Annotated in this window: 22 protein-coding genes and 1 pseudogene; 5 read left to right on the top strand and 18 right to left on the bottom strand. The window is 46.2% G+C overall.

The window, feature by feature from the left end; genetic code table 11:
- The first annotated feature begins 356 nt into the window (after window positions 1-356).
- A complete protein-coding gene (locus ACDE64_RS10955; RefSeq protein ID WP_411350022.1) occupies window positions 357-854 on the top strand; it encodes a DinB family protein in 498 nt (165 codons plus the stop codon).
- 292 nt (window positions 855-1,146) lie between these two features.
- Here ACDE64_RS10955 and ACDE64_RS10950 read toward each other — a convergent pair whose 3' ends face one another.
- Window positions 1,147-2,448: an arsenic transporter gene (locus tag ACDE64_RS10950; RefSeq protein ID WP_411350021.1), complete on the bottom strand. Its 1,302-nt coding sequence runs from the start codon at window positions 2,446-2,448 to the stop codon at window positions 1,147-1,149.
- A gap of 434 nt (window positions 2,449-2,882) precedes the next feature.
- Between ACDE64_RS10950 and ACDE64_RS10945 the strand changes: the two genes are divergently transcribed.
- Complete coding sequence (locus ACDE64_RS10945; RefSeq protein WP_411346488.1) at window positions 2,883-3,260, top strand: ArsR/SmtB family transcription factor; 378 nt, start codon at window positions 2,883-2,885, stop codon at window positions 3,258-3,260.
- A 201-nt stretch (window positions 3,261-3,461) separates the two neighbouring features.
- On the opposite strand, the gene ACDE64_RS10940 is transcribed toward ACDE64_RS10945, so the two are convergent.
- The 5 genes and pseudogenes from ACDE64_RS10940 to ACDE64_RS10920 form a co-directional block, all read right to left on the bottom strand.
- Window positions 3,462-4,517, bottom strand: coding sequence for a cation diffusion facilitator family transporter (locus tag ACDE64_RS10940; RefSeq protein WP_411350020.1), 1,056 nt, complete (start codon window positions 4,515-4,517; stop codon window positions 3,462-3,464).
- Window positions 4,518-4,862: 345 nt separating this feature from the next.
- Window positions 4,863-5,552 (bottom strand): LrgB family protein, encoded by a 690-nt coding sequence (locus tag ACDE64_RS10935; RefSeq protein WP_411350018.1) that lies wholly within the window; start codon window positions 5,550-5,552, stop codon window positions 4,863-4,865.
- On the bottom strand, window positions 5,549-6,184 hold the full coding sequence (locus ACDE64_RS10930) for a CidA/LrgA family protein (RefSeq protein ID WP_411350017.1): 636 nt from the start codon (window positions 6,182-6,184) through the stop codon (window positions 5,549-5,551). The genes ACDE64_RS10935 and ACDE64_RS10930 overlap by 4 nt, the downstream gene beginning before the upstream one ends.
- A 601-nt stretch (window positions 6,185-6,785) precedes the next feature.
- A pseudogene (gene yidC, locus ACDE64_RS10925) lies at window positions 6,786-7,577 on the bottom strand (membrane protein insertase YidC); the annotation flags it as partial.
- Complete coding sequence (locus tag ACDE64_RS10920) at window positions 7,523-7,867, bottom strand: hypothetical protein (protein WP_411346484.1); 345 nt, start codon at window positions 7,865-7,867, stop codon at window positions 7,523-7,525. The pseudogene yidC and the gene ACDE64_RS10920, both read right to left, overlap by 55 nt.
- 366 nt (window positions 7,868-8,233) lie before the next feature.
- On the opposite strand from ACDE64_RS10920, the gene ACDE64_RS10915 reads away from it, so the two are divergent.
- Complete coding sequence (locus tag ACDE64_RS10915; RefSeq protein WP_411350016.1) at window positions 8,234-9,700, top strand: glycoside hydrolase family 1 protein; 1,467 nt, start codon at window positions 8,234-8,236, stop codon at window positions 9,698-9,700.
- A gap of 309 nt (window positions 9,701-10,009) precedes the next feature.
- Here the strand turns inward: ACDE64_RS10915 and ACDE64_RS10910 are convergent, their stop codons facing one another.
- Window positions 10,010-10,924: an SDR family NAD(P)-dependent oxidoreductase gene (locus ACDE64_RS10910; protein WP_411350015.1), complete on the bottom strand. Its 915-nt coding sequence runs from the start codon at window positions 10,922-10,924 to the stop codon at window positions 10,010-10,012.
- A gap of 430 nt (window positions 10,925-11,354) precedes the next feature.
- On the opposite strand from ACDE64_RS10910, the gene ACDE64_RS10905 reads away from it, so the two are divergent.
- Window positions 11,355-11,900, top strand: coding sequence for a MerR family transcriptional regulator (locus tag ACDE64_RS10905; RefSeq protein WP_411350014.1), 546 nt, complete (start codon window positions 11,355-11,357; stop codon window positions 11,898-11,900).
- A 161-nt stretch (window positions 11,901-12,061) separates the two neighbouring features.
- On the opposite strand, the gene ACDE64_RS10900 is transcribed toward ACDE64_RS10905, so the two are convergent.
- The 10 genes from ACDE64_RS10900 to ACDE64_RS10855 all read right to left on the bottom strand — a co-directional run bounded on the left by ACDE64_RS10900 (window position 12,062) and on the right by ACDE64_RS10855 (window position 24,667).
- Window positions 12,062-13,171, bottom strand: coding sequence for a hypothetical protein (locus ACDE64_RS10900; RefSeq protein ID WP_411350013.1), 1,110 nt, complete (start codon window positions 13,169-13,171; stop codon window positions 12,062-12,064).
- A 697-nt stretch (window positions 13,172-13,868) separates the two neighbouring features.
- Window positions 13,869-14,801 (bottom strand): ribose ABC transporter substrate-binding protein RbsB, encoded by a 933-nt coding sequence (gene rbsB, locus ACDE64_RS10895; RefSeq protein WP_411350012.1) that lies wholly within the window; start codon window positions 14,799-14,801, stop codon window positions 13,869-13,871.
- A gap of 239 nt (window positions 14,802-15,040) precedes the next feature.
- Window positions 15,041-16,006 (bottom strand): ribose ABC transporter permease RbsC, encoded by a 966-nt coding sequence (gene rbsC / locus ACDE64_RS10890; protein ID WP_411346478.1) that lies wholly within the window; start codon window positions 16,004-16,006, stop codon window positions 15,041-15,043.
- A 2-nt stretch (window positions 16,007-16,008) separates the two neighbouring features.
- Entirely contained in the window at window positions 16,009-17,490 is a 1,482-nt protein-coding gene (locus ACDE64_RS10885) for a sugar ABC transporter ATP-binding protein (RefSeq protein ID WP_411346477.1), read from the bottom strand.
- A 530-nt stretch (window positions 17,491-18,020) separates the two neighbouring features.
- A complete protein-coding gene (gene rbsD, locus ACDE64_RS10880; RefSeq protein WP_411350011.1) occupies window positions 18,021-18,419 on the bottom strand; it encodes a D-ribose pyranase in 399 nt (132 codons plus the stop codon).
- Window positions 18,416-19,318, bottom strand: coding sequence for a ribokinase (rbsK, locus tag ACDE64_RS10875; protein WP_411350010.1), 903 nt, complete (start codon window positions 19,316-19,318; stop codon window positions 18,416-18,418). Before rbsK ends, rbsD begins: the two co-directional genes overlap by 4 nt.
- Window positions 19,319-19,503: 185 nt before the next feature.
- On the bottom strand, window positions 19,504-20,496 hold the full coding sequence (locus tag ACDE64_RS10870) for a LacI family DNA-binding transcriptional regulator (RefSeq protein ID WP_411350009.1): 993 nt from the start codon (window positions 20,494-20,496) through the stop codon (window positions 19,504-19,506).
- 293 nt (window positions 20,497-20,789) lie between these two features.
- The gene (locus ACDE64_RS10865) at window positions 20,790-21,686 is read right to left on the bottom strand and encodes an aldo/keto reductase (protein WP_411350008.1); all 897 of its coding nucleotides are present in this window, start codon (window positions 21,684-21,686) and stop codon (window positions 20,790-20,792) included.
- Window positions 21,687-21,921: 235 nt separating this feature from the next.
- A complete protein-coding gene (gene brnQ / locus ACDE64_RS10860; RefSeq protein WP_411350007.1) occupies window positions 21,922-23,262 on the bottom strand; it encodes a branched-chain amino acid transport system II carrier protein in 1,341 nt (446 codons plus the stop codon).
- A gap of 340 nt (window positions 23,263-23,602) precedes the next feature.
- On the bottom strand, window positions 23,603-24,667 hold the full coding sequence (locus tag ACDE64_RS10855; protein WP_411350006.1) for an AraC family transcriptional regulator: 1,065 nt from the start codon (window positions 24,665-24,667) through the stop codon (window positions 23,603-23,605).
- Between the two features lie 285 nt (window positions 24,668-24,952).
- On the opposite strand from ACDE64_RS10855, the gene ACDE64_RS10850 reads away from it, so the two are divergent.
- On the top strand, window positions 24,953-25,930 hold the full coding sequence (locus ACDE64_RS10850) for a pectinesterase family protein (protein WP_411350271.1): 978 nt from the start codon (window positions 24,953-24,955) through the stop codon (window positions 25,928-25,930).
- Between the two features lie 145 nt (window positions 25,931-26,075).
- On the opposite strand, the gene ACDE64_RS10845 is transcribed toward ACDE64_RS10850, so the two are convergent.
- On the bottom strand, window positions 26,076-26,540 hold the full coding sequence (locus tag ACDE64_RS10845) for a hypothetical protein (RefSeq protein WP_411350005.1): 465 nt from the start codon (window positions 26,538-26,540) through the stop codon (window positions 26,076-26,078).
- Between the last annotated feature and the right edge of the window lie 198 nt (window positions 26,541-26,738).

Genomic DNA, 26,738 nt, shown 5'->3' with positions numbered 1-26,738 from the left:
CTAGCTCATGCTTTACTAGTGTATGTTACTAGTTAGCGGAACATTTGATCATACGCATTCAATGTAAATATGTTAGATCCATCAATATACTAGTCTTAGATACATCAATACATCTGTCATAGATACACCCGACGTAACTATCTTAAATAAAATAGATGGTTACGTATATTCTATTATGTTTAATACTATTGTAACGATCTATGAGTGAGATAGAAAGTTACATTTACACATAACATCTCTGTAAGCACCATTTTTACACTCATAATGTCGCTACTATTTTCTAAATGAGGTTTCCACCAATCTTCTGCTGCTTCACAGATCGTCCACTATACGGGATACAACCCGAAGGAGGCAATATGATGAGTAAGCTCAAAGTGGATCTGTTATTACTGCAAAAGGATCAAATCTGGAAGGATGAAGACTGGATTGTTCCGCTCTCACTAGCTTTGGAAGGCTTGACTGCTCAGCAAGCGGCATGGCAACCGCAAGGCGATAATTTGACGATTCGTCAGTACGTCAATCATATTCAGCATTATAATCAGCGTGTATTGAATCGCCATCAGGATAAAGATCCGGGTGCTGAAGCAGAAAATAATTTGCAAACCTTTGGTTCTCCGGGCGATCCATATGATGAAGCAGGCTGGCAGCAGCTTGTTCGTGATGTGACCGATACATCGCTAGCATTGCGCGATATGATTGATGCATATGACGATGAATCGCTTGCTGCACCTTATCCAGATACCCATATAAACCGTGGTCAACAGCTTGCCGGTTGGCTCATCCATGATGCCTATCATGCAGGGCAAATTGTATTATTGCGTAAATTGCAAGGTTGCTGGCGGACTTCCAATTGAACATAGTGTAGTGATCTGGCAATGTATTATAAAATAGTATGAACGTGTAATAGAGTATCAACATGCAATAGAGTATCAATGTACAATATACTATCGTAATGTAATATAGCGTCGTAACCTAATAAATCATTGAAAAGCGATAGAACATCATGAAACTAACAGAGTCATAATAGGATAGAGCTGTAGATATTATATGAAAACACAAAAAAACGGCAAGTATAGTAGATGTGCCTCTGTAGCTGACATCTTGTATACTTGCCGGTTTCTTTTGTACCTTTATTGATCAAATGCGTTAACCACCCAAGATGCTCAGCCACAAGTATAGACCAAGCAGTGTGAGGAACAGCGTCGGAATGGTCAGAATCAGACCGATTTTGAAGTACGTACCCCATGTGATGCGAATGCCTTTGTTACCGAGCACATGTAGCCAGAGTAGTGTTGCGAGCGAACCAATCGGTGTGATTTTGGGACCGAGGTCAGAGCCGATGACATTCGCATACACCAGACCTTCCTGCACGACGCCCTGTACACCGGACGAATGAATCGCCAACGCATTGATTAGCACTGTGGGCAAATTATTCATCACAGATGACAACATTGCCGACAGGAAACCCATTCCCATCGTCGCCGCCAGCAGTCCATGATTCGAGAATGCTTGAATCCATTCTGCCAGAATCGATGTCAGCCCCGCATTACGTAATCCATATACAACCACATACATCCCAATTGAGAAAAAGACAATCGCCCACGGCGCATTCCGCAGCACTTCGCGCGCCTGCACCGTACTGCTACGATTCGCCATAATCAGGAAAAAGATCGCGATCACACCCGCCACAACCGAGACCGGAATATGCAGAAATTCGCTGACAAAATACCCTACCAGCAGCAGTCCCAGTACCCACCATGACAGTTTGAACAGCTTGAGGTCGCGAATCGCCTTAATCGGCTCCTTCAGCTGACTTTCGTCAAACGTATGCGGAATACTTTTACGAAAATACAAATATAATACGAGAATACTCGCTGCTAGCGAGAACAGATTCGGAATAATCATGCGTGCCGCATATTCCATAAAGGTCACACCAAAATAATCCGCCGAGACAATGTTGACTAGATTACTTACAGTGAGCGGCAACGAGGTCGTATCCGCAATAAATCCACCTGCGATAATAAATGGAAATACATACTTCTCTTCCAGCTTGAGCGCCCGTACCATTGCGAGTACAATCGGCGTTAGAATGAGCGCCGCGCCATCGTTGGCAAATAGTGCCGAGACTACCGCACCCAGCACCGAGATGTAAATAAACATCCGCAGCCCATTCCCATGCGACAGCCGCGCCATATGCAGCGCTGCCCATTCAAAAAATCCAATCCGATCCAGCACGAGCGAAATAATAATAATCGCTACAAAAGCAAGGGTCGCATTCCATACAATACCAGTCACATCCTGCACATCCTGCCAGCCAACAACGCCGGTCAGCAGCGCAATCGCCGCTCCCCCACATGCCGACCAACCAATGGACAGATTTCGAGGCTGCCAGATGACAAACGTCAGTGTGACAATAAAAATAGCAATAGCGAGTACCGTTTCAACCACATCTACATCCTCCAGTTACAGGCAGTGCAACATATTAGCAGACTCAGCTCTATTGCTCATCCACCGTTTGTTTTCGCACATTCATGTCTTGTTGTTTGTTTAGTCTACAGCGTCAAAGTCGATTATGCTTGCACAATAAACCATACATCCGTTTCATTTACAATGTTGTCGTCATACAAACTGAACTTATATTCAACTTACTGTTAACCGCAACACATTCGTTTCATTGTACAGACCACAGAAGATGATCATACCACATAGTCGCCAAATTCCGACAGTTCGTAACGAGCATTTTTACACCGTTCCTGTTCATATGAATCATATGCCATATACACAATGGAAAGTAGAGCCTTTCCTTTGCAAAATTGTTATTCGTAATCACAACGATTTTTGGTATAATGTAGATACGACGTTATACGAGGAAGGTGAATTTCGTGAAGCAGGAAACACTTATCGAGGAATGCGGTCATTGCGAGAACGCCAGTGAAGCTTCACAGCAGACACTTGCTCGTATCAAGCAAGAACTGATCAGCGACGACACCGCGCTATCGATGGCGGAAATTTTTAAAGCATTGGGCGACCCGACACGGGTACGACTCATTTACGCACTGTTGCAGCAAGAGCTGTGTGTGCATGATATTTGCGACGTATTGGATATGACGCAATCTGCCGTTTCGCACCAGCTACGATATTTGCGTAATATGCGAATCGTGAAACCGCGCAAAGTAGGTAAAACGGTATTTTATTCGCTGGACGATCATCACGTTGAGGAGATTTTCAAACAGACGCATCAGCATTTGATCCATAAATAACACAAGCTCTCCATCCTGTATATGATCAGGACATGGAGAGCTTTTGCTTTTACATATAATATTATTTTAGATGAAACTGGTTCCTGATCATATACAGGAGTGTAAACGAACATTACGATTGTACATCAACATATCAACATTGCTATACGGTATTCAGATTCCTATGCATTTTACGTATAGGCATTGTACTCATGGGGTAGCTTAATGTTCGTTGCCTGTGCATTTCATATCAGGGGTTTCTAGCTGGATTGTAATATGCCCGATACCGTACTGCTTTTGCAACAAAGCACGAGCTTGTTTCATGATGGATGATCCGTTATCCCGGTGGTCGATGATCAGATGACAGCTCAATAGCGGCAATTCCGAAGTGAGCGACCAGACGTGCAGATCGTGAACGCCGTTCACATGCTGAATCTGTCCAAGACGTTGCTTCATGTCTTCAGTATCAATATTCGCTGGTGTTCCTTCCATCAGAATATGAATGGAATCACGTGTAATCCGGTAAGCGCTGACCAGTACAAGCACCGCCACGATCACACTGGCGATCGGGTCTGCCAGATTCCAGCCAAATGCCATGATGAGCAGCGCTGCAATAATCGCGCCAACCGATCCGAGCAGATCGCCGAATACGTGCAATAAAGCACTACGCATATTCAGATTATCCGACGAACCTTCGCCCCGCATTAATACAAAAGCGGCAGCAATATTAACTAGCAAACCGATAATCGCAATCAACAGCATGCCAGAACTCGCTACGCCCGGCGGATTGCCAAACCGCTCAAAGGCTTCCCAGAAAATATAAATGGAGATGACCGTCAAAGCAATCCCGTTCAGAAATGCCGCCAGCACTTCAAATCGTTTGTAGCCGTAGGATTTATCCCGATTCGCCTGCCGCTGTCCCCATATCATCGCTAACAGACTCAAGCCGAGTGCCGCCGCATCGCTCAGCATATGCCCGGCATCTGATAACAGTGCTAGACTGTTAGTGACCAGTCCACCGATCACTTCTACGATCATAAAGCTGGCGATCAGGAAAAAGGCGATAGTTAGCGATTTCTTGTTCGTTGTGTGGGCGTGAGAATGACCGTGCCCGTGACTGTGCGAATGTCCATGGCTATGTGAATGTCCGCGATGACTGTGATCATGATGATGTTGATGCGAATGATCATGCTGGGTAGTTTCATCGTGATCATGAGCATGGTCATGATGTTCATCGTTATTATATTGGTTGTTCGGTTTGGTAGATTGGGGTGACATAGTATCAGCTCCTTGTGCATTCGTTCTTAGTATTATTATCCGTATTTTCATAAAATAAAACACATGAGCAATTGTTCATATGTTTATTATAGTATTCCTATTTACTGATGACAACCTGTAGAAATAAAAATAAATACTAGAATATGCAAGAAATGAACAGGGATTTTCATAGTGTAACGCATAATAAGAGGTTATGCAGTAAGAGCGATCCGGCTAACTTCTTCGCGAACTTTCAATCTATACTCCTGCACGAGGAGTGACGCAGTATAAAGTGGGAATCAACTAAGCATAAACAAAAAATGATCCCGCTCTGCTGTTGGGAGCAGCAAACGGGATTTATTTTTGTTAATTAAACACCAGCCAAACAACGAACGGCGCGATAATGGAAGCAACAATTGCGCTAATCGTCATTGCAATCGAACTCATAGATGATGCACGCTCGCCAATTTCTAGCGCTTTGGCAGTACCAAGTGCATGACTCGCACTCCCCAGAGCAATACCGCTACCGATCATATGATGGATACGGAACAATTTTAACAAATAGACACCCGCTACCGCTCCAGTGAATCCGGCGATCATCACAAATACCGATGTTAGCGATGAGTCGCCGCCCAGATGATTGACGATCTGAATCGCTACCGGCGTGGTAACCGATTTGGGCACGACGGATAAAATAAAGTTGCGGCTGAATCCACACATGACCGCTAGCAGCATCCCACTGAGCATTCCTGCAAATACGCCTGCCAGCGATCCGCCGACAATTGGCAGCCAGTTTTTCAACAATTGCTGCCGCTGCTTGTATAGCGGATACGCAAGCGCCACTACACCCGGTCCAAGCAGCTGATTAATCCACTGCCCGCCGACCATATACGTCGAATACGGCACATGAAATAACACGAGCAAAACAACAATCCCCGCCGTGCCTGTCAGCGCAGGCATGAGAAACGGCAACCGATATTTTTTGTAAATGATCGCCATTACCGCATAGATGAACACTGTCAGTACAACAATGATGACAGCTAGCAAAATATTCATAAGCGATCGCCCTTCTCTCGATACACAGCAGTTCCTGTTGAACCGCCACTGCTACCACATTTTCGTGCAGGAATATTTGCCTTCTGCTTAGATGTAGGATGCAATGGGGTGCTTTGATCCTCCTCATGGTTAAAGGGATTGCGCTGATCAGCGATATTATCGTCGCTAGTATGCTTATCCATCGTCAGATTCATTACACGTTCGCCAGAATCATTCCGCGACCATTCGGTTTCTTTCGTCGTTTCCGATACTTCGGTTATAACAGCAGCTGTTTTCTGCTCCATGCGCATCGCTAGCCATTGACTGACATGACCGGCAATCACAATCGTAAGCGCTGTGCTAACGATCACAACAGCGACCAGCAATAGCCCTTTACCGACGAACAGATCGAGATGGTTGACCACACCAACCGTTGCCGGTACGAAAAAGAGCGGCAAATAAAAAAGCAGCGTATTGCTGCCCTTCTCAATCCACGATACCGGAATGACCCGGCACAATAACAATACAAATAACAGCAGTAATCCAAGAATACTACCTGGGATCGACAGATGCAGCCACTGTTGAATCATACCGCCCAGCCAGGCGAATGCGTACAGCAGCGCAATCTGGATGATGATCTTGAACAGCTTCATTGCCTCATTTCCCTTCCACTCCATCGTCTGATGGTTATCTATCTTTATTTATTTCTATACATATAGCTTACCAGATTTTACAGCTGTTCTATACTAAAACTGACAAATTCCCATTACAGAATTGGGTAAGCGCTTTATTTCACTTTTTATCATCCAGCTCATTCCTGATGATCCCTGTATGGATTACTATACAAACATAATTTATATCAGAGAAGCACATGTTCATCCTTCCAACAATAGCAAAAAGCCATCTCCCTCGAATAGGAAATGGCTGGAAAAGGATAATATAGCATTTTACGGTGATATGAGCGTCATTGCGATTGGTGCAAACCCTTGCTTTGGAACAATGTTACAACTTTGCCGGATTGGCTGGTTTGCTGACAGATGACTTTTTATTTTTTTTGCGTTTGCTACTGTTTGAAGATGGTGCTGTTGAAGCACGCATTGCTGTCGCATCTGACGCATCGTTTTGCTTCAGTTGCACTGCCGATTTCGATGATGAAGTCGAAACCGAAGAAGTTTGGGACGATGTAGACGTTTTTTTGGATTGTGGTTTACCAAATTCTTCTTCGATCACCGCCTCTGCCGCTTCAGCAATTGGCGCTGCATCGACCGGATACATCCGCTGGAACAGCAGTGTTTGTAAAATCAGGAACGTACCGCTTACCATCCAGTAGAGCGGCATCGCTGCCGGTGCGCTAAACGAGAAAAATGCCATCATAATCGGCGAAATGTACGCCATCATCGCCATTTGCTTTTGCTGCTCCGGTGTCATCGTTTTCTGCGAAATCTTGGCTTGGAACAGATACAATACCGCTACGATAATCGCCAGAATCCAGTCAGGCTGCCCCAACTTGAACCATAAGAAGGAATGCGTGGACAGCTCTGGTGTGAGACGAATCGCTGTGTACATACCAGACAAAATCGGTAATTGAATCAGAATCGGCAAACAACCGATATTTAGCGGATTAAAATTATGCTTTTTGTACAGCTCCATCATTTCCTGCTGCATTTTCTGTTGCTGAGCAGCGTCTTTTTTGTCGCCGTATTTTTGCTTTAATGCATCCAGCTCAGGCTGCATTTTGCTCATAATCTTCTTCATGCCCTGCTGTGACTTGGCTTGTCTCATCATTAATGGCAACAATACGAGCCGCACGATCAGCGTAAGCACGATAATCGCCATTCCGTAGCTGCCGCCAAACCAGCCAGCGATATGCTGCATACTATAGGATAGCGGATAAACGACGTAATGGTTAAAAAATCCCGGTGTAGTGGCATCAATAGAACTGACATTGTTGCTGCATCCTGATAATAGTAGAACCATCAATGCCATAATAATCAGACCGTATAAACGACCTCTTTTACCGATTGTGAATCCCTTGAAACCTTCCATGTTGTTCCTCCTTGTTGATCATTCATAGTGGATGAGGTCAACAAGGATACACAGTCTGAATTATCATCGTCCGGCGCTTCCTTCCGGCGGATCATACGCGATAAGCGCAGCGGTGCCGGATGGCTCGTAATGGACAGGATCAGCGGAAAGAAATGATGATCTTCGTTACGGCTGCCAATCAGCCAAAAGCGTGTCACATCGCAATATAAACGCAAAATCAGGGAACAGGTCAGCACGATAATCAGCATCAGTGACATGACATAAGGTAACCAGTCTTGAAAGTCCTGCAAAGGGATTCACCTCCTTTATCCTCAGATCAGCCAACAGCATCATACACGCAAACGGTCGGCGATCCGGATGATTGCATTTAGTATAACACTATTTACATCCTTTGCAGAAGACATATTTCGACAGCACCAAGGGCAATTCGGTGAACAGCCACATTCTCAAAATACTTCATCAACGAAAAACTTGAAAACGTTATTATCATCGTTTACAATGAACATGAAACAGGCAAAACATAACATAGGATTGTTACTGGTGATGCAGGCAAAACCTAAATTGGCAACGAAACCGGCATGAAGATGCTGCTTTTGTTCCGGTTTAGGTTTTTTTTGGTTTCAGCGGTCAATCCATACTATACGTAGAAAGAGGTCATGAATATGGCACCAAAAGGTTTCCCGAAAAACTTCCTATGGGGCGGCGCAACCGCAGCTAATCAACTGGAAGGCGGCTACAATGAAGGCGGCAAAGGTTTGTCTAGTGCTGATATGATCGCTTATATTCCGAAAGACCAACGCAGCAAAGATATGTCCCATGCGATGGAAATCTCTTCCCAACGAATTGAAGATATTCTGGATGGTTCGTTTGAAGCACGCTTCCCGAAACGTGACGGTATTGACTTTTACCATCATTACAAAGAAGATATCGCTCTGTTCGCTGAGCTGGGTTTCAAAGTGTTCCGCATGTCCCTTCACTGGTCGCGCATCTTCCCGAATGGTTACGATGAGCAGCCGAATGAAGAAGGTCTGCAATTTTACGATAACGTCTTTGACGAACTGCTCAAACATGGTATTCAGCCGTTGGTAACACTGTCCCACTATGAGACACCACTCGGTCTGACGCAAAAATATAACGGCTGGATCGACCGCGCTGTTGTGGATCATTATGCACGCTATGCTGAGACTGTATTCAAACGCTACAAAGACAAAGTGAAATACTGGCTGACCTTCAACGAGATCAACGTGATCACCATTAGCGCCTTCACTGGCGGTGGCGTTGTCGTAGATCGTCTAGACAACAAATTGCAAGGTATGTATCAAGCACTGCATCATCAGTTCGTTGCCAGCTCTATTGCAACCAAGCTGTGTCACGACATCATTCCAGATGCACAAATCGGCTGTATGCTGGCACGTATGGAAACGTACCCGAACAGCTGTAATCCAGAAGATATCCGCAAAGCACAGGTTGCCAATCAGATGAACCTGTTCTTCACAGACGTGCACGCACGCGGCGAATATCCGAAGTTCATGGATCGTTATTTTGAAGAAAACAATATCGTACTGCAAAAAGAAGACGGCGACGATGAGCTGCTCAAGCAGTACACTGTTGACTACATCTCATTCAGTTACTATATGACAATCACCGTTTCGGAAAACCCAACAGGTGAAGAGGGCGTTGGTAACCTCGTGTCCGGCAGCGTCGTGAATCCGCATCTGGAATCCTCCGACTGGGGCTGGCAGATTGACCCGATCGGTCTGCGTGTCACGCTGAACGCGATGTATGATCGTTACCAAAAACCACTGTTTATCGTGGAAAATGGTCTCGGTGCTTATGACAAAGTCGAAGAAGACGGTTCTATTCACGATCCGTACCGCATTAAGTATCTGCGCAAGCATATTGAGCAGATGAAAGAAGCGGTTCGTGATGGCGTGGAACTGATGGGTTATACCGCATGGGGTCCTATCGACCTCGTTAGTATGTCCACTTCCGAAATGTCCAAACGTTACGGCTTCATCTACGTTGATCAGGACGATGATGGCAATGGTACACTGGCACGCTCCAAAAAGGATTCGTTTGCTTGGTATCAGAATGTAATCGCAACAAACGGCGAAGAGCTGTAAAACAAGCAGTAGCTGCTCTATAATCAAAAACATTCCGTACTAGATTGCATGTTAGACAATACGCTATCCAAGGTTTGACGCTGGACGCTCCCGATTGGGGATGACGGAACGTTCGGCTCCAAATAAATCATCAACCATCCGAAACAGGCGACAGCACCGGTTCATCCGGCACTGTCGCCTGTTTTGTTTTCGTTTCTACTCAGGCTCAGGCTCAGGCTCAGGCTCAGGCTCAGGCTCAGGCTCAGGCTCAGGCTCAGGCTCAGGCTCAGGCTCAGGCTCAGGCTCAGGCTATCAAATTGTAACTGCCTGTTAAGACATCGGCAAGTATTCCTGACGGTAAATATGATCTACTTTCTCCCACACTGCCTCAGCTTTTTCAATAAAACGCGGCTCTACCGGCTTCTCTTTTTTCAACAAAATTCCGGTTTGCTGACGATATTCTCCAACTGCTCCGTTATACAACCTGTTTGCTCCGGTTGATGGATGTGCCATAAACCACTTCATCAATACACGCGCGAATAGTGGCAATCCACTCGGTTTGTTTTTGCGCAGCGTATTGTTGCCACCAGGATCAACGCTACGAATCATGACGTTTTGCGCTGCCAGTGAAGACGATGCGGCACGCGCCCATAGAGTCAACGCTAGCTTAGACGACGCATACGGACCGATGAGCTTGCGGAATGTAGTCGGATGATCCAGTGTATCGACGTCAAATGATTGTAAATAGTCAAACGCAGCAGACGATGTATGGATGACGGTTCCTCCCTGCCCTGCACTTAACAATGGTAACAATTCCATCGTAATGATATACGGCACAACGGTCATTAATTCAAAATGCAGCTCTCGTCCTTGCGGAGATAACGTTAGTTGAGACAGGCTATTACCTGCATTGTTGAATACAATATCGATTCGTTGCTCCTGCACCTTAATCTGCTCCAATGCTGCTCGAAGTTGCTGAAAATCGCTCAGATCGGCGCGGTATATTCGTATTCTCCCTTCCTGCAATGCTTGGTGAATATCCTGATTGTCTTCATTATTTTCAAATTCAGACCGGTTCAGCGCAATCACATGGTAGCCTTTGCTCAATAACAAACGAGTTAACTCCAAGCCAATCCCACTACTCGCACCGCTGACAAGTGCAACTTGTTGTGTTGCCTTGCTGTCAGTATAACTTGTGTCGATATGACTGGTATTCATTGTAGCTTCAGATGAATCGGTACTCATATGATTCTCCTCCTCGAAATGTACACCCTCTCATCCAATATCTCGTGATGAAGTGGATTCCAGCGTACAACCTGAAGTCGACACCAGGTCAAGTAGCAAATGTGGGATTGGATTAGAAAAGTTATACCGCTGAAATGGATAAATAATGAATAGAAGTATAGAAAGTTAATTTACGGGTTGGTTTGGGGTTGGTTTGGGGTTGGTTTGGGGTTGGTTTAGGACTGGTTTGGGCTTGACTTGGAGTTGACTCCAGGTTTTACAATAGAGGTAGAGATACAAATGTAAACACGATTTTATAGAGCATCTTGTCTATTCAATAGAGCATCTTATTCACCCAATAAAGCGGCAACTTCAATATCCATCCATGTTCTTCCGCAAAATAAAACACTATTGTAGTCCCGTAGTCTAAATAATCCAAGGAGTGATGATGATGAATACTCAACTTTTCAATTCCACGAACTTGAACTCCGCCACAAGCGCTACCCCTACTAATGATCCCGTATCTATTGGCGAAGCGGCGCGACAGGCGGGATTAACCGAAGATACGATCCGATTTTATGAGAAAACTGGATTATTGCCTGCTGCCACTCGCAAAGCAAATGGTCATCGCACCTACAACCGTAACAGTATTCGCCAGATGAAAATGATTCAATGTCTCAAAAAAACCGGCATGTCGCTAGAGGAAATGAAACCGTATATCCAGTTAGGCGGTATTCATGGTAGTTTGGATGACGCCCCGGAATTGCACGATCACCTGCTTCAGCATCGTGAGCAAATCCAGCAGCAAGTGGACTCCTTGCTAAGCATTCTTGATTTTATCGATTCCAAAATCCTTGCTGGCAGCATGGAACATCCACATGCACAGCAGGAGTCATACGGACTGAATGTAGATGACGTAGATGATTGTACACTGCCAGTGCTGCCTTCGCGTCTGGATTCTTTGCAAGCACGTATGGCTGCGCTTCAGTCTCGGTAAATGTCACTATGCCATGCTACATCAGATAGGGATAACAATCTTCATCATGCCTATGCATAGGATCAATATCCACAACAAAAAGCCGAATCCGCTATCATCAAATGGAGTGCTGTACTACAAACAGACTTCCATATTCGATGAATGTGATTCGGCTTTGTTGTTTAGATTTTGCTATGCGTATGCTCGGCGGCTGGCGCTGGCACGGCAGGATGATACATAAACGATTTTTGGAACCAGACAATCAGCTCCATCACCAGCAAAATGCCAATGATCCATGTACCGACCGACAAAATGACGTTGTGTAGCCCCATTGTGATGACATTGCCAGTCGCTGTCTGCACAGTCTGTATCGTAAGAAAATAAAACATGCCTAACGTGAAAATGCGCGTCCATTGCGCCGTATGATATCGTCCTACCCCTGTACGCCACCCATAAGCACGTATGCGCCAAATGGCGCGCACTGTCTCTGCACTTTCGACGATAACAAGAACAATCAGACTTGCCCACCAGAATCCGTAACTTACTCCACTGCTCCATGCACCAGTCAAGCTGATCGCTACGCCAGTAATTGCAAGACTTCCGTAGGTGATGCAATAGGTGATTTTCCAATTCTGTACGCTGCGTTGCTCCATTCTGCGGTAACGCCATACCATCAACGCCACACCGATTACATAACAAAGCAAGCCCAGTATAATAAAAGTACGACTCAACCATACACCGACTGGCAGTTGAAATACCTGATGGCACATAAGTACGATGGATTGGGTTGCTACTGCTGGCAGCAATATTACACTGTCGATCCGCTGTGGATGGGAATCTGTCGCCAGCTTGTACCATCCCTGAACAACGATGCCCATATAAAATAACCATAAACCCAGATTGAGCGTCGCCATAATATGAACCGTTTCATTCAGCCAGTCCGCATTGAATCCAGTGTACAGATTCATAAGCAGCGCCGAAGTACCCGCTACCCATGTCCCGATTGCAAAGCGTTCAACCGGATGCGCGACATGATCTTCGTAAAAGGTTGATCGGCGAATGGAGGTCAAATAACTTGCCAGCAAATACAGCCACACAAGTACGATCCCAATAATCAGCAATCGAGCGGAAAGACTGGTCAGCGGCTGACCAGTCAGATGTTGCCAGATGCCATGCACAAAAATGCCAAGTGCCATGACCATACTCCCTGCTGCTGTCGGTGCGGCAGGCAGCTTTTTACCAAGTGCAATCAAGCCGATGATGATGCAGCTCAACAGCAAAATCATAAACATACATCATGCTCCCTTGAGTTTTTATAGTATTCTTAAACCGTTTACAACCTCTATACCAACCGGATAGATCCGATTACAATGATACATGTATCTTTTAGGATGTATGAACTCCGAATTATAACATATCATGGAGAGCAGCAGTGTATTTTATAATGAGAATTATGATCAATAATATCTAACGTTTCTAAACATAGAATTACTGTCATGGTGGACTATACTTGATCCCAAGCATAGGAAATGGAGGAGTGAGCATATGGAGACATTTGCAGAACGATTGACGAACGCGATTATTGCAAAACGATTGAATTCTCATGAGGCGTTAGCAACGTGGTTAGAGGAAATGGCTGAATAACGCGTGTATAGGTGTAACTATATGTATTGTGCATGTATTCAATATTGGAATGAAATATGAAGCATGCTGTTGGCAGCATAGCACCGTTGAATTTGTAATCAAGCACGATTCTCACTTTTTAATGAAGCATTGCAAAAACGACGACATGATTGTAGCTGTCGCCGTTTTTGCATACCATACACTATGATTCAGCTGAAGTGAAACGTAATTTGCACAGCTATGTTCAACTTCAACTTCAACTTCAACTTCAACTTCAACTTCAACTTCAACTTCAACTTCAACTTCGATTTTAGACGCAGATGATGGAAGTGGAAACTACTATTTTTTGCTCACTACTCGTTTATATTAATGCTGATCGCCATCCTTAGTTACCAGCTTCAGCGGTGCTGGAATGGAAGCTTCAACGGATTTGCCTTGCAGTACATCGCGTGCGGCATCGACTGCCATTTGTCCGATCAGATCAGGTTGCTGGGCAACGGTTGCCGTCAGCTTGCCTTCTTTGATCGAGTTCAGTGCATCCTCGTTACCGTCAAAACCGACAACCGGAATGTCCTTGCCTGCACTTTCAATCGCTTCAATCGCGCCCAGTGCCATCTCATCGTTGTGAGCGAATACGCCCTGTACGTCCGGGTTCGCCTGCAATAGATTCTCCATAACATTCAGCCCTTTGGTACGGTCAAAATCGGCTGCCTGACTCGCGATAACGTCCAGCTGCTTATCAGCGACTTCGTGGAAACCTTTGCCGCGTTCACGAGTAGCGGAAGCGCCCGGTACACCTTGTAGCTCAATGATTTTGGCGCCTTCATCTAGCTGTTTGACGAGGTAGTCGGCTGCCATGCGTCCACCTTTGGCATTGTCAGAAGCGACAAGCGTTTTTACTTCGCCTTTATCTGCGGAACGGTCAAGCGTAATAACCGGAATATCTAGACCGTTCGCCGATTGTACCGCTGCCGAGATAGCTGCGGAATCGGTCGGGTTGATTAACAGCGCATCTACGCCTTGTTGCAGCAGATCGTCTACATCGTTACTCTGCTTGGCGGAGTCATTTTGCGCATCGACAACGATCACTTTGACGCCCAGCTTTTGCGCTTCTGCGGTTACACCGTCTTTGAGTGAAACGAAGAACGGGTTATTTAGTGTAGAGATCGACAGACCGATGGTCATCTCGCCAGTAGTAGTCGCTTTTTCTGGCTTTGCCCAGTCAGGCGGCTGCATAGAACAGCCAGCCAGTAGCAGTACGGTCAGCATAGCGGCGAGCAATAGTTTTATTGTATTCATGGTTAGTTCCCTTCTTTCGCTAGGCTTGCTTGCAATTGATATGTCATCGTGTTGCTACAATGACTGCGTAACATATATGGCTCTCAGTTGTATCCTATGTGAATGAGGTCATCTATACGATGATTGCAATACGTAGGCAGAACAGATGCTTAACTGACTCATTGTCACCGGGAATTGTAACATTCGACTATATTACAATATTTCATCCTGACGTGATTCCATCCTAACGTGTGATCTCGTTATGCCGAGCGTTTACGGTCGATCAGAACGGCAATGACGATCACGATACCTTTGACAACCATCTGGTAAAAGGACGATACGCCGAGCAGATTCAGACCATTGTTGAGGGTTGCAATGATCAGCGCACCGATCAATGTACCGACGATGCGTCCACGTCCACCGGAAAGGCTCGTTCCACCGAGGACAACGGCTGCAATCGCATCAAGTTCATACGATGTACCTGCGGTCGGTTGTGCTGAGTTTAGACGGGATGTAAGAATCGCACCTGCCAGCGCAGCCAGTGCACCAGTCAGTGAGTAGATCAGAATTTTTACACGGGTCACTTTGATACCGGACACGATAGCCGCTTTTTCGTTACCACCGATTGCGTACGTTTTGCGACCAAACGCTGTTTTATGCAAAATCACCCACAAAATCGCAAATGCGATAATCATCGTAATCGCTGGCACCGGAATACCGAGGAAATAGCCGCGACCGAACAATTGAAATGCCATGCTGTCGCCAAGCCCTGTAATCGGATTCCCGTTTGTGTACACTAGGGTCAATCCACGGAACACGGTCATCGTAGCCAGCGTAGCGATAAATGGTGCCATTTTTCCTTTTGTTACCATCAGACCGTTGATCATCCCCATTACTCCACCTGCCAGACAACCGACGATGATCGCCAGAATCGGGTCCATACCGGACAGCATCAGGTTCGCAACAAAGGCACTGGATAATGCTAGAATCGAGCCGACCGACAAGTCGATACCGCCGGTCAAAATCACAAACGTCATACCGAATGCGATCAGCGCATTAATTGCCACCTGACGCAGTAGATTGAGAATATTCAGCGGTTCCAGAAAAGCCGGATTCAAAATAGAGACGATCACGACGAGAATGATAAAACCGAGCAGCGGACCTAGTTTCTGAGTAAAAGCGGAAACGTTCAGTGCGCCGGACTTGCTTTGCGATGTCGTTTGCATAATTATTGTCCTCCTGTTGCCAATGTCATAATGGTTTCCTGTGTTGCCTGTTCCCGATTCAGCTCGCCGCTTAATTTGCCTTCGTGCACGACGATGATGCGGTCGCTCATGCCAAGCACCTCTGGCAGCTCGGACGATACCATAATGATCGCCACGCCGCGGTCGGTCAGCTCGTTCATGAGCTGATAAATTTCGCGTTTCGCGCCTACATCGACGCCGCGTGTCGGTTCATCCAGAATCAGTACGCTTGGACCGATACCGATCCATTTGGCGATCACGACCTTCTGCTGATTCCCGCCGGACAGACTGCGTGCTGGCGTTTCGGATGACTGTGTTTTGACCTGCAAACGCTTGATCAGAGTATCGACGAATTCCTGCTCTTTTTTGCCGGAAATGAATCCTTTGGATGTAAAGCTGAACAGATTGGGCAGCGCCATATTTTCACGAATAGAGAAGTCGAGCACTAATCCTTCGTCCTTGCGGTCTTCGGTAATAAAGCCGATGCCATGACGTACCGCATCATCCGGGCGACGAATGTTGACCTTTTTACCATGTACGCGGACTTCGCCGCTATCGAGCGAATCCAATCCGAAGATCGCGCGCATAATCTCGGTACGTCCAGCACCCATCAGCCCGGAGAAGCCGACAATCTCACCAGAGCGTACATGGAAGCTGACATTTTCAAATTGTCCGCGCTTGCTGGCATTGTTCACTTCCAGCACGAGTTCGCCCGGCTTCGGATGACGCGTTGGGTAACGTTCGGTAAGCTCGCGTCCAACCATTTTGCGTACTACATCGTCAAAGGTTGTATGTGGAATGTCCTGTGTATCGACGGTTTTGCCATCACGCATAACGGTGATCCGATCACAAAGAGCAAAGATCTCCTCCATCCGATGCGAAATGTATACGATAGACACGCCTTCTTTTTTCAGAGCGCGAATCACTTCAAACAGCTTCTGAATCTCGCGTTCTGTCAGAGCGGCGGTCGGTTCGTCCATAATGATGATGCGCGCGTTAGTCATGAGCGCTTTGGCGATTTCGATCATCTGCTGCTGACCGACCGAGCATTGTCCCGCTTCCTGTTGCAAAGGCAGATGCACAGCGAGGCGGCGGAACTGCTCCTGTGCCAGCGCTTTCATTTTGCGGGAATCCAGCCAGCCGATGGAGGTGGTGACTTCCTTGCCGATAAACAGATTTTCCAGTACGGTCATCTCGGGCCAGATATTCAGTTCCTGATGGATAAAAGCGATTCCCTGTTCTTCCGCTTGCTTGGGATCGGTATAATACGTTTCCTTGTCGTCGATAGTGATCGTACCTTCATCGCGGGCATGCAGCCCGACGAGAATATTCATCAGCGTCGATTTGCCGGCACCGTTCTCGCCCATCAACGCATGAACTTCGCCTTCGCGCAGTTCGAAATCCACGCCGCTCAGTACCTGATTGGTGCCGAAGGCTTTGTGGATATTAGTCATTTGGATGTGCATGGGGTGACCTCCTCTTGGTTGGGATGGGTGGGGTGGTGCAATGGAAACGGTGCTGGGGAGCAGCATTCACTTCGGAAAGGAATAAGGACACGTCCTCCGGTGGAACACAGGAATCTACGAAATGGAATTAAATGTAGATTCCTGTGTTCCAAAGCAGTAAGATATTTTGCTATCGCAAAAATCACTTTTGATTGAACCCCGTGTTTGAAAATCACAAACACTAGAAGTCGTCCCTTTTCCCTTATTTCCTTTCCTCCGTTCCGCAATGCTCGCAGCCTTTTCCTGCATCCGTACCTACTGTATTGGATGGGTAGTAGCAGTTTTGAAAGGTTTAGGGCTTGTTTTAAGATTAGGTTTGCTTGTAGTTTTTAGTTATAAAGAAATGGGTTTTATTGTAGATACATATTTCATTATTGACATTTGGTTGTTAGTTGATTCTTCTGTGAATCGTGATGGTTTTATAGGGCTTGATTTGTTGAGTATTTATTTTTTGCAAACGTTGGTTTAGTAGCTTTTGCGCTTATTTCTTTTTATCCGAAATAGACGCCGGATTGGAGGATGCAGTTGGCGTAGGGCTTGGACTCTCCAGTTCGGATGATGACTTTGGCGTTTTGTGTTAGTTGTTTGAAATGTTCGTGACTGCATTGTTGTAGCTCGATGTCTGCGAAGCGACCTGTCATGTAGCGGTGGGTCGATTTGTTATGTTCAGTCATTTCGGAAGCGATTACAACTTTTTCGATTTGCATATCGGCGGCGATGGCTTCGACGACGTCGTGGAAGCTAGGAACACCGTAGGTGAGTGCCAGATCGATTTTGGGAACGCCGTCTGGGATTGGAAGACCGATATCGCCAATGGCGATATAATCGGTATGTCCCAGATCGGCGAGTACTTTGGCGATATGGCTGTTTAGAATGCCGTTCTTTTTCATGATAAGGCAGCCTCCACTTCTGCGCGGGTTGGCATGCCGCCTTGAGCGCCGAATTTGGTTACAGATAAGGATGCAGCACGGTTGGCGAATTGCAGACTGTCTGCTAACGATTGACCTTCTGCCAAGGCAACGCCGAGTGCTGCGTTAAACGTATCGCCTGCTCCGGTTGTATCGACGGCTTCGACTTTGTATGTGGGCACGACGACTTCCTGCTCTCCATCGTAGTAACGTACGCCGTTGCTGCCTTCGGTAATGATCAGACGGTTGGCGTACTGACGCAGCGCCTCCTTCAGCTCTGTTCCTTCAAACACGATAGCGGCTTCATGCTCGTTTGGTGTAATATAAGCGACCGTTTCCAATACTTCTGCTTCCACCTGACGTGCAGGTGCAGGATTGAGCAATAAAGGGACATTCGCTTCAGCACAGATGCGGCTTACTTCCACAATCGTCTCCTGCGGAATCTCCTGCTGGATCAGCACAATGTCAGAATGACGAATGACATCGGCAGCTTGCTGTACATATTGTGGTGTCACTTCATCATTCGCTGCTTTGACGACAATGATACTGTTATCTCCTTCGGCAAGAATAATATGTGCCGTTCCGCTCTCCATATGTGTAACCGGTTTCACATATTCTACATTTACTTGATTGTCTTTAAAGTTATTCAAAATCGTTTCACCGAGATGATCGTCACCGACACGACCGATCATCGTTACTGCTGCGCCGAGTCGGGCTGCGGCGACTGCCTGATTGGCTCCTTTGCCGCCGGGAACCGTTTTGAAGCTCTCGCCAAGTACGGTTTCACCAGCTGCTGGGCGTTTGGATGAAGATACGACCAGATCCATCGAGCAGCTGCCAACAACACAGACTTTTGCTTGTTTTGCAGGGGATGTTGTCATAGGAATTACCTCATTTCCTGTTAGTGTATGTGTATGAAACAGAATGTTATCTAAGTCTTAGCAGGGTACTGCGATATATATTTATGATGCAAAATTTCTACACGAAGCCTGCTTGGGAAATCTCGCATATCAAGTACCTCGTATGAATGTTGCTATTAAGTTTCGTTATGAAACGGAAATGTTAATCAAATTGGTTGATCCGGTAAAGACCGTGTCGTTTGCCGCTCGATGAATTGTACCGGCATCTGGATATTTTTCTGAATCACTGGATGATCTTCTATTAGCGAGATTAGCAGCTCAGCAGCGGCGCGTCCCATATCGTACGCGGGCTGACGAATCGTAGATAATGCAGGTGATAATAAGCTGCTGAACGGAATGTCATCAAATCCAACAACTTGCACATCTTCGGGTACTTTCTTGCCTAAGCGTAGCGCTTCATGCAGGACAGCTGTAGCAGTAATATCGTTACTGGCAATTACTCCATCCGTATTAGGAAATTGACGGAATAGCTCACGCGCCCATTGCTCTGCCTCGTCAAATGAGAACGAGCCGGTACGCACTACATGATAATGAATCCCCATATCGCTTAGCACTTCGGCTGCACCTTGAAAGCGATCTTGCGCCGTCCGAATATGCTCCGGTCCTTGCAAAATAGTAATTGTATGACTGCCACGCTCCACGATTGCTCGTGCTGCCAGCCGTCCGCCTTCACGCCCATCGGCATACACCGAAGGACTATCACTAGCGATGCGATCCAGAAACACAACCGGAATAGACAGATTGCGATACGTCGAGCTACCCGGATAATTGGTCGATGAGATCAAACCAACCACATTGTTGCGGACAAAGGTTTGGATGTAATCCTGCTCCTTTTCCTTGCTCTCATCGCTATTGCCAAAAATAAGCCGTAGCCCACTTTCCTGCATCCGATCTTCGACTCCGCGTGCCAGCTGTGGAAAGTACGGGTTCGTTATGTCCGGCAGTAGCAACCCGATCAATCGCGATTTGCGTTTGTAGAGCGAACGCGCTACTTCGTTAGGCGTATAGTTGAGCGCACGCACGGCTTCCTCCACCTTACGCCGCGTATCTTCATGTACATATCCGGTTTCGTTAATTACACGGGAAACGGTCGCAACCGATACCCCGGCATGTTTTGCTACGTCCTTGATCGTTGTCACTCAATTCACCTCAATGTGTAACCGGTTACAGAAATAAAATAACACAAGACGATTTGTTTGACAACCTTTTTATTTATAAATATGTAAACGACACTCAGAATGTACAAGGCTGATGCTATGTACATTGCTGTCTTTGCTCTGGATTCAGTCACCGGACTCAAACTCAAACATCCCCTCCAGTGTTCAGTGTTAACTTCATCGTACTTTGAAGTCTGTTTTCACTGTCCATCTTAAGGGGATGATAATCGAACATATTCTTGTACATTTATCGCACAGTTACAAACAATTCTTCGTTAAATCTGACCTACCCACTCCGACTCGGCGATCTCGAACCAGCGTTGACGAATACGGTCAAAGTCTTCTTTTGCCAGCAAACCCTCTTCCAGCAGAGCGGCATTTTCCGCCCAACGCGTTGGCTTGGTTGTGCCTACAATCATCGTATCTACACCCGGAATACTCAGTGTAAAGCGCAGCGCCTGCTTGATACTGTTCTGCACCTGCTCATCCTGCAAGAAATCATACTGAAGGTCGCGTAGACGATTCCAATACACAAATTCGTAATCTTGGGGCGACACTTTTGCTTTTGTCCATGCTGCATTGGCAATTGGGCGCTTGGCGATGATGCCCATGCCACGATCGCGTGCATGTGGAATGGTGAGCGAGATCGCTTCCTGATCGGCGATGTTAACGGACGTTTCCAGACTATCGAATACACCCGTTTCAATCGCATATAGTGCATCGGTTGTATCACCGCTGTAACCGATATAACGCGTTTTGCCGTCTTTTTTAGCTTTTTGCAGCACTTCGATTACTTCACCACGGCGTAGCACTTCTTCCGAGCAGCTATGCAGATGAATAACGTCAACGTGATCGGTTTGTAAGCGGCGCAGACTGCGGTCGATACTTTGCTCCAGCATCTGCCGATCCCAATCTGGCGAATCAAACCCGGCAGCATGACCGCATTTGGTAAACAGGTGATAATCATTGCGTCGTCCAGCAAGTGCGTTACCGATAAACTCCTCGCTGTCGCCGTAACATTCAGCCGTATCGATCACATTCAAGCCTGCGTCCAGTGCACTATGTAGCAATGTTTCCACTTCTGCCTGTGAGACACCGCTTCCAATTTCCGAAGCACCGAATCCCAAGACGCTCACCTTCATGTCGGTATTTCCGTATTTGCGCTGTTCCATTATTAGTAACCTCCGCTTTGCCTGTATTTGAACTGCTGATATGTGGCAGTCCGATGCACTGTAACAGTATTACCCTATTTACAGCAAAATAATAGACGAACTTATATTTATATGTAAAATATCTGGTATCTTCGTATTACTGCGATCCATTTGCACTGCTACAACCTTCTTTATAACAAAAAGCCCGTCATCCATGTCATATACCGACGATGGATGCGGGCTTTGCATATCTTTATTACATTTTCTGATTGGCGATTTCTTCATTTTTTCTCATATGGCTAATTACATAGCCGCCGAATGCACCGATAATCGCGGGTAGAATCCAGCCAAGACCGATGCTGTACATCGGGATATATCCTGCCAAGAAATGATCCAGCCATGCCATATGGAAAGGAGTAGCTTCCAGACCGTCAGCCAGACTGATGATGAATACGAGCAGCATACTGCCTTGATACACCAGACGTTCCCCTTTGAACAACGGATGACAGAACGTCAGGAACATAAGCACAATGGCCAGCGGATACAGAATGGTCAGTACTGGCACCGAGATCGAGATCAACTGAGTCAGACCGATATTGGCAATGATAGCGCTGAATACGCACATGCCGATAGCTAGTTTTTTGTAAGACAGACGTGGGAACAATTTGTTAAAATACGATGCGCATGACGTGATCAGACCGACGCTCGTCGTCAGACAAGCGATTGTAATCATCAGACCGAGGAAGATCCCGCCCGATGTACCAAAATAGTAGCTGGACATGCGCGCCAGAATCTGACCGCCATTTTCCAGATAACCGAATTGAGTCACACTGGATGCGCTAATATACGATAGCGATACATACAATACCGACAGAATTACCGCAGCAACACAAGCGGCTTTCAGACAGACAGTAACGATCTGCTTGCGGCTTGTACCGCCACGACTACGAATCGCATTAATCACGATAATCCCGAATACGAAGGCTGCCAGCGCATCCATCGTCAGATAGCCTTCTTGGAATCCATTAAAAAACGCATGTGTCGTATACTGCTGCGTTGGTGGCTGCAATGCACCAATCGGGAACAGCAAACCGGTAATAACAAGTATCCCGATAAAGGTGAGCTTGATCGGTGTCAGCACTTTACCGACAATATCTACGATTCGCGCCGGATTTAGCGAGAAGAAACAAGTGACTGTAAAAAAGAGAATCGAAAAGATAGCTGCTGCTACCGTGTATTGATCCGGTGTCAGAAACGGCTTCACACCAATCTCAAACGACACATTCCCTGTCCGTGGAATCGCAAACAGCGGACCAATCGACAAGTACAACACAGTTGTAAATACAACGCCAAACACCGGATGTACCCGGCTAGCGAGTGATTGCAGATCATCTTTGCCGGAAAATCCGAGTGCGATAACACCCAGCGTCGGCAGCCCTACACCAGTAATCAAAAAGCCAATATTAGCCGACCAAAAATTCGTACCAGCCGATTGCCCCAGCATGGTCGGGAAAATCAAGTTGCCTGCACCGAAGAACAATGCGAACAACATCAAACCAATGACGATAATAAACGAAAACGGTATTTTCTTCTCCAACGTGTAAACCTCCAATAAGTCACTGCTAGATTATGTCTGTCATCCGGCTGTTCAGATTCCGCTATCTCTGCAATCTTGTCAGCCGTAATGCCCTACGCACAAGAGGATTGTTGTATCCGCCGATTCATTCGCCATGTCATTACCGCTTCTCTTTTTTACGGCAACGCGACGAAGTATACGTGTGACAAAAGGGACATTTTCTTCGTTCACACGATGACGATCTGACGTTTACAATTCATCCAAACCTGACGCACAGAGTTATATTCTAACCTACTATGCGACAGGACTCAATGACAATTATCGGAATATTATCTTATAGGCTTAATTATTTGTTCACATTTTAAAATGAACCGTTTTCATTTGTAGATACAGATAGTTCTTGTGCGTTCTCTTGCTTTTGGCGCCGATATTGACTTGGTGTGCACCCGATCATCTTTTTGAAAATGACGCTAAAATTAGATGTATGCGTATACCCAGTGCGCTCCGCAATCATACCGATCGATAGACTACTATCCACCAATAAACGACATGCTTCCTGCAATCGAATAGACTGTACAAAGGCGCGAAAATGCAACCCTGTAATGCGTGGAAAGATGCGACACAAGTACGCAGGACTAATATAAAATTGTCTAGCAAGCTCGCTCAAACTGAGTGGAGCAGCGTAATGCTGTCGAATATAATTCACAATTTCGCCCATTTGCGCTTCCATTGGATGAAGGGATGGGCACTGCACGACTACATGTTGTGCAGCGTGCACATTATCAGCGCTTGTGGCTTTCATCGCTTGCTGCTCAATATCTATGTTTGTTACTTGCTGCTCTATGTGTATCATTGTGTCGACATTAGCTATGCTTATCACCGATGCAGCTTCATATCTTGCGATATCGTTCCATTTCGGCGACATCTTCTGTTCTTTTGTTCGTACCCGATAAAGCACAATCAACAGTGTTATCAGCAGGCAACGACTCAATTCCACATAGCCCGGCTTCATCAGCTTCATTTCAGACAGTAATGTTTGCAAGCATTGCTCCACCTGCTTACGCTCGTTCAGTGGCAAAGAGAAGATCGGGTGCTTGCCTAGCTCCATTAACGAAAATTGCAATCCACTGCCTTGCATCACAAAATCCTCACCAAAATGAACCAAGATCCGCTCGCATTGCAATGCCTCTGTACTAACCGTCCGGTGCACATCATCCGGGCGAATCAGCACCAGATCGCCCGCGCAAGCGTAGTACATCTCGTTATTAATTACATATTTACGTTCGCCGCTCTGCACATAAAAGATTTCATAACAATCGTGCGCATGGTAACGCGGCATCGCCATATATCCATGTTGCCGCAAATAATGAATACGCAGCGGCTGGATCGGCTCCAAACTGTAATTCATTTCTGCTAATGTGACCATAATTGCATCCTCTCTTTCCACATGTCACTCATTCGTCACACATGCCTCTATTCGTTCACCAGAAGACAATCACAGCAAAATCGATCTCATTTTCGGACAATTACAGCAAAATATTACAGCCCCGCACATACTATACTGGCTGTAGCCTGACCATTCGCTGTATACCAGCAAAGGAGTGATCTAATGAATATCAAATTGCGCCCAATGCACAAGCCGTCCATTCTCTATCCCACATCGTCGCTATTCCCAACATGGAGAAAGTCACTACTAATCTCGTGCACTTGTATGCTCAGCTTCAGTCTATTGCATGCATCACCGCTAACTGCTTATGCACAGGATTCTACCTCTACCGTATCGATACAAGCTGCTCAAGCACAGACAATTACAGTTGCTAAAGACGGTTCCGGGCAATTCACAACTGTTCAGGCTGCCATCAACTCTATTGAAAGCGGTAACAAAAATCCGATTACTATCTATGTCAAAAATGGCACCTATACCGAAAAGCTTACTTTCCCACAGGACAAGCCCTACATTACGCTAACCGGGCAAAGCGCAGACAAGACGATTCTCACGTATAACGACACGTCCGCATCTGCCGGCGGCACAACTAATAGCTCCAGCACCTTCGTCATGTCCGATCATTTCACCGCGCAAAACATTACTTTTGCCAATACCGCTGGTAAAGATGCGGGGCAAGCAGTCGCCTTATATGTACGCGGAGATCGGGCTATTTTCAAAAATGTACGTATACTCGGCAATCAGGATACGTTGTACACTCCGGGTACAGGGCGACAGTATTATGAAAATTGCTACATCGAAGGAACCGTTGATTTTGTGTTTGGCAGTGCCACCGCGTACTTTAACAATTGCGAATTGAAAAGTCTAGGTAACGGGTATGTGACTGCCGCGTCGACAGCAGCAGAACAGACATATGGCTACGTGTTTCGGAATTGCAAATTGACGCGTGCCAGCAGCGTTGCTAACGCTAGTGTGTATCTTGGTCGTCCATGGCGTCCGTACGCTTCGGTTGCTTTTCTCAATTCCAGTATGGACAGTCATATTCGTCCCGAAGGATGGAACAACTGGAGTAATGCCGAGAATGAGAAGACTGCTCGTTATTCCGAATATGGCAGCACTGGTAGCGGCGGCACGACAAGCAAGCGCGTAAGCTGGTCGAAGCAGCTTACTGCCCAACAAGCAGCCCAACTGACTCCGCAAAATGTACTACGCGGCAGTGACAATTGGAATCCGGCAGGCAGTTAAGTCATAGATATGATCTGAATCGAAATAGCATAGCTTCTATCATTCCATCTCACGCAAAAACAGGCTTACCCGCATACTACAGGGTAAGCCTGTCTCATTCTATATAATAAATTGGAATGACTGCTCTGTGTGCAGCAATCCCCTCTTAATCACTTCGCCCAAAATGCAAAAAATACAGCTTACCGTTAGTAAAAAACAGATAGTCGTCCCACTCCAGCTCATAAAACGAATCCGGTTTGCTATTGACCCGAAATACGGTTGCAGAACTGCCTTCCCGACTCAGCCATTCTTTCAGAATATGTATAAATTGACGACTCGCCTGCTCTTCGTCATAATGCAGCGTACGTTGTTCTGCTGCTGGTAGCCCTCGCTCATGCAGCCGATAAAACAACCAGCGTGGCAGCATATCCAGCAGCGGTTGCTCCCATTGTTGCAGTCGATCCAGACTAACCTGACCCGGTGATAGCTGCATATATTTGCATACACTCTCCACCAGCGTTCCGGTTGCCGGAATCTCATCCAAATCATAATCAAGCGAACAATTCACGCTCATATTCATCTGGGCAATGCCTTGTAAATAACCTTTCATATATTCCTGTGTTGGTATCATGCTCCGACTCCTTGTCCTGTAAGTTCCATGTACAACCGGGTTGATATGCCGGTGGGCTGTACGGGTATAGTAATCATAAGAGATATTGTAGCATGGGTTGAACATTTACGCTCATGGAAACGATGACGTTCAAATGTTATGTTACAAAATAAACCATTTATTAAATTTGTTTCTTTATTTACATTGCACACAAAATAA

It is taken from the genome of Paenibacillus sp. WLX2291 (assembly GCF_046603665.1).
Taxonomy (GTDB): Bacteria; Bacillota; Bacilli; order Paenibacillales; family Paenibacillaceae; genus Saccharibacillus.
Note: the sequence above shows the minus strand (reverse complement) of the source record. Positions and strands in the feature narration are given on the sequence as shown.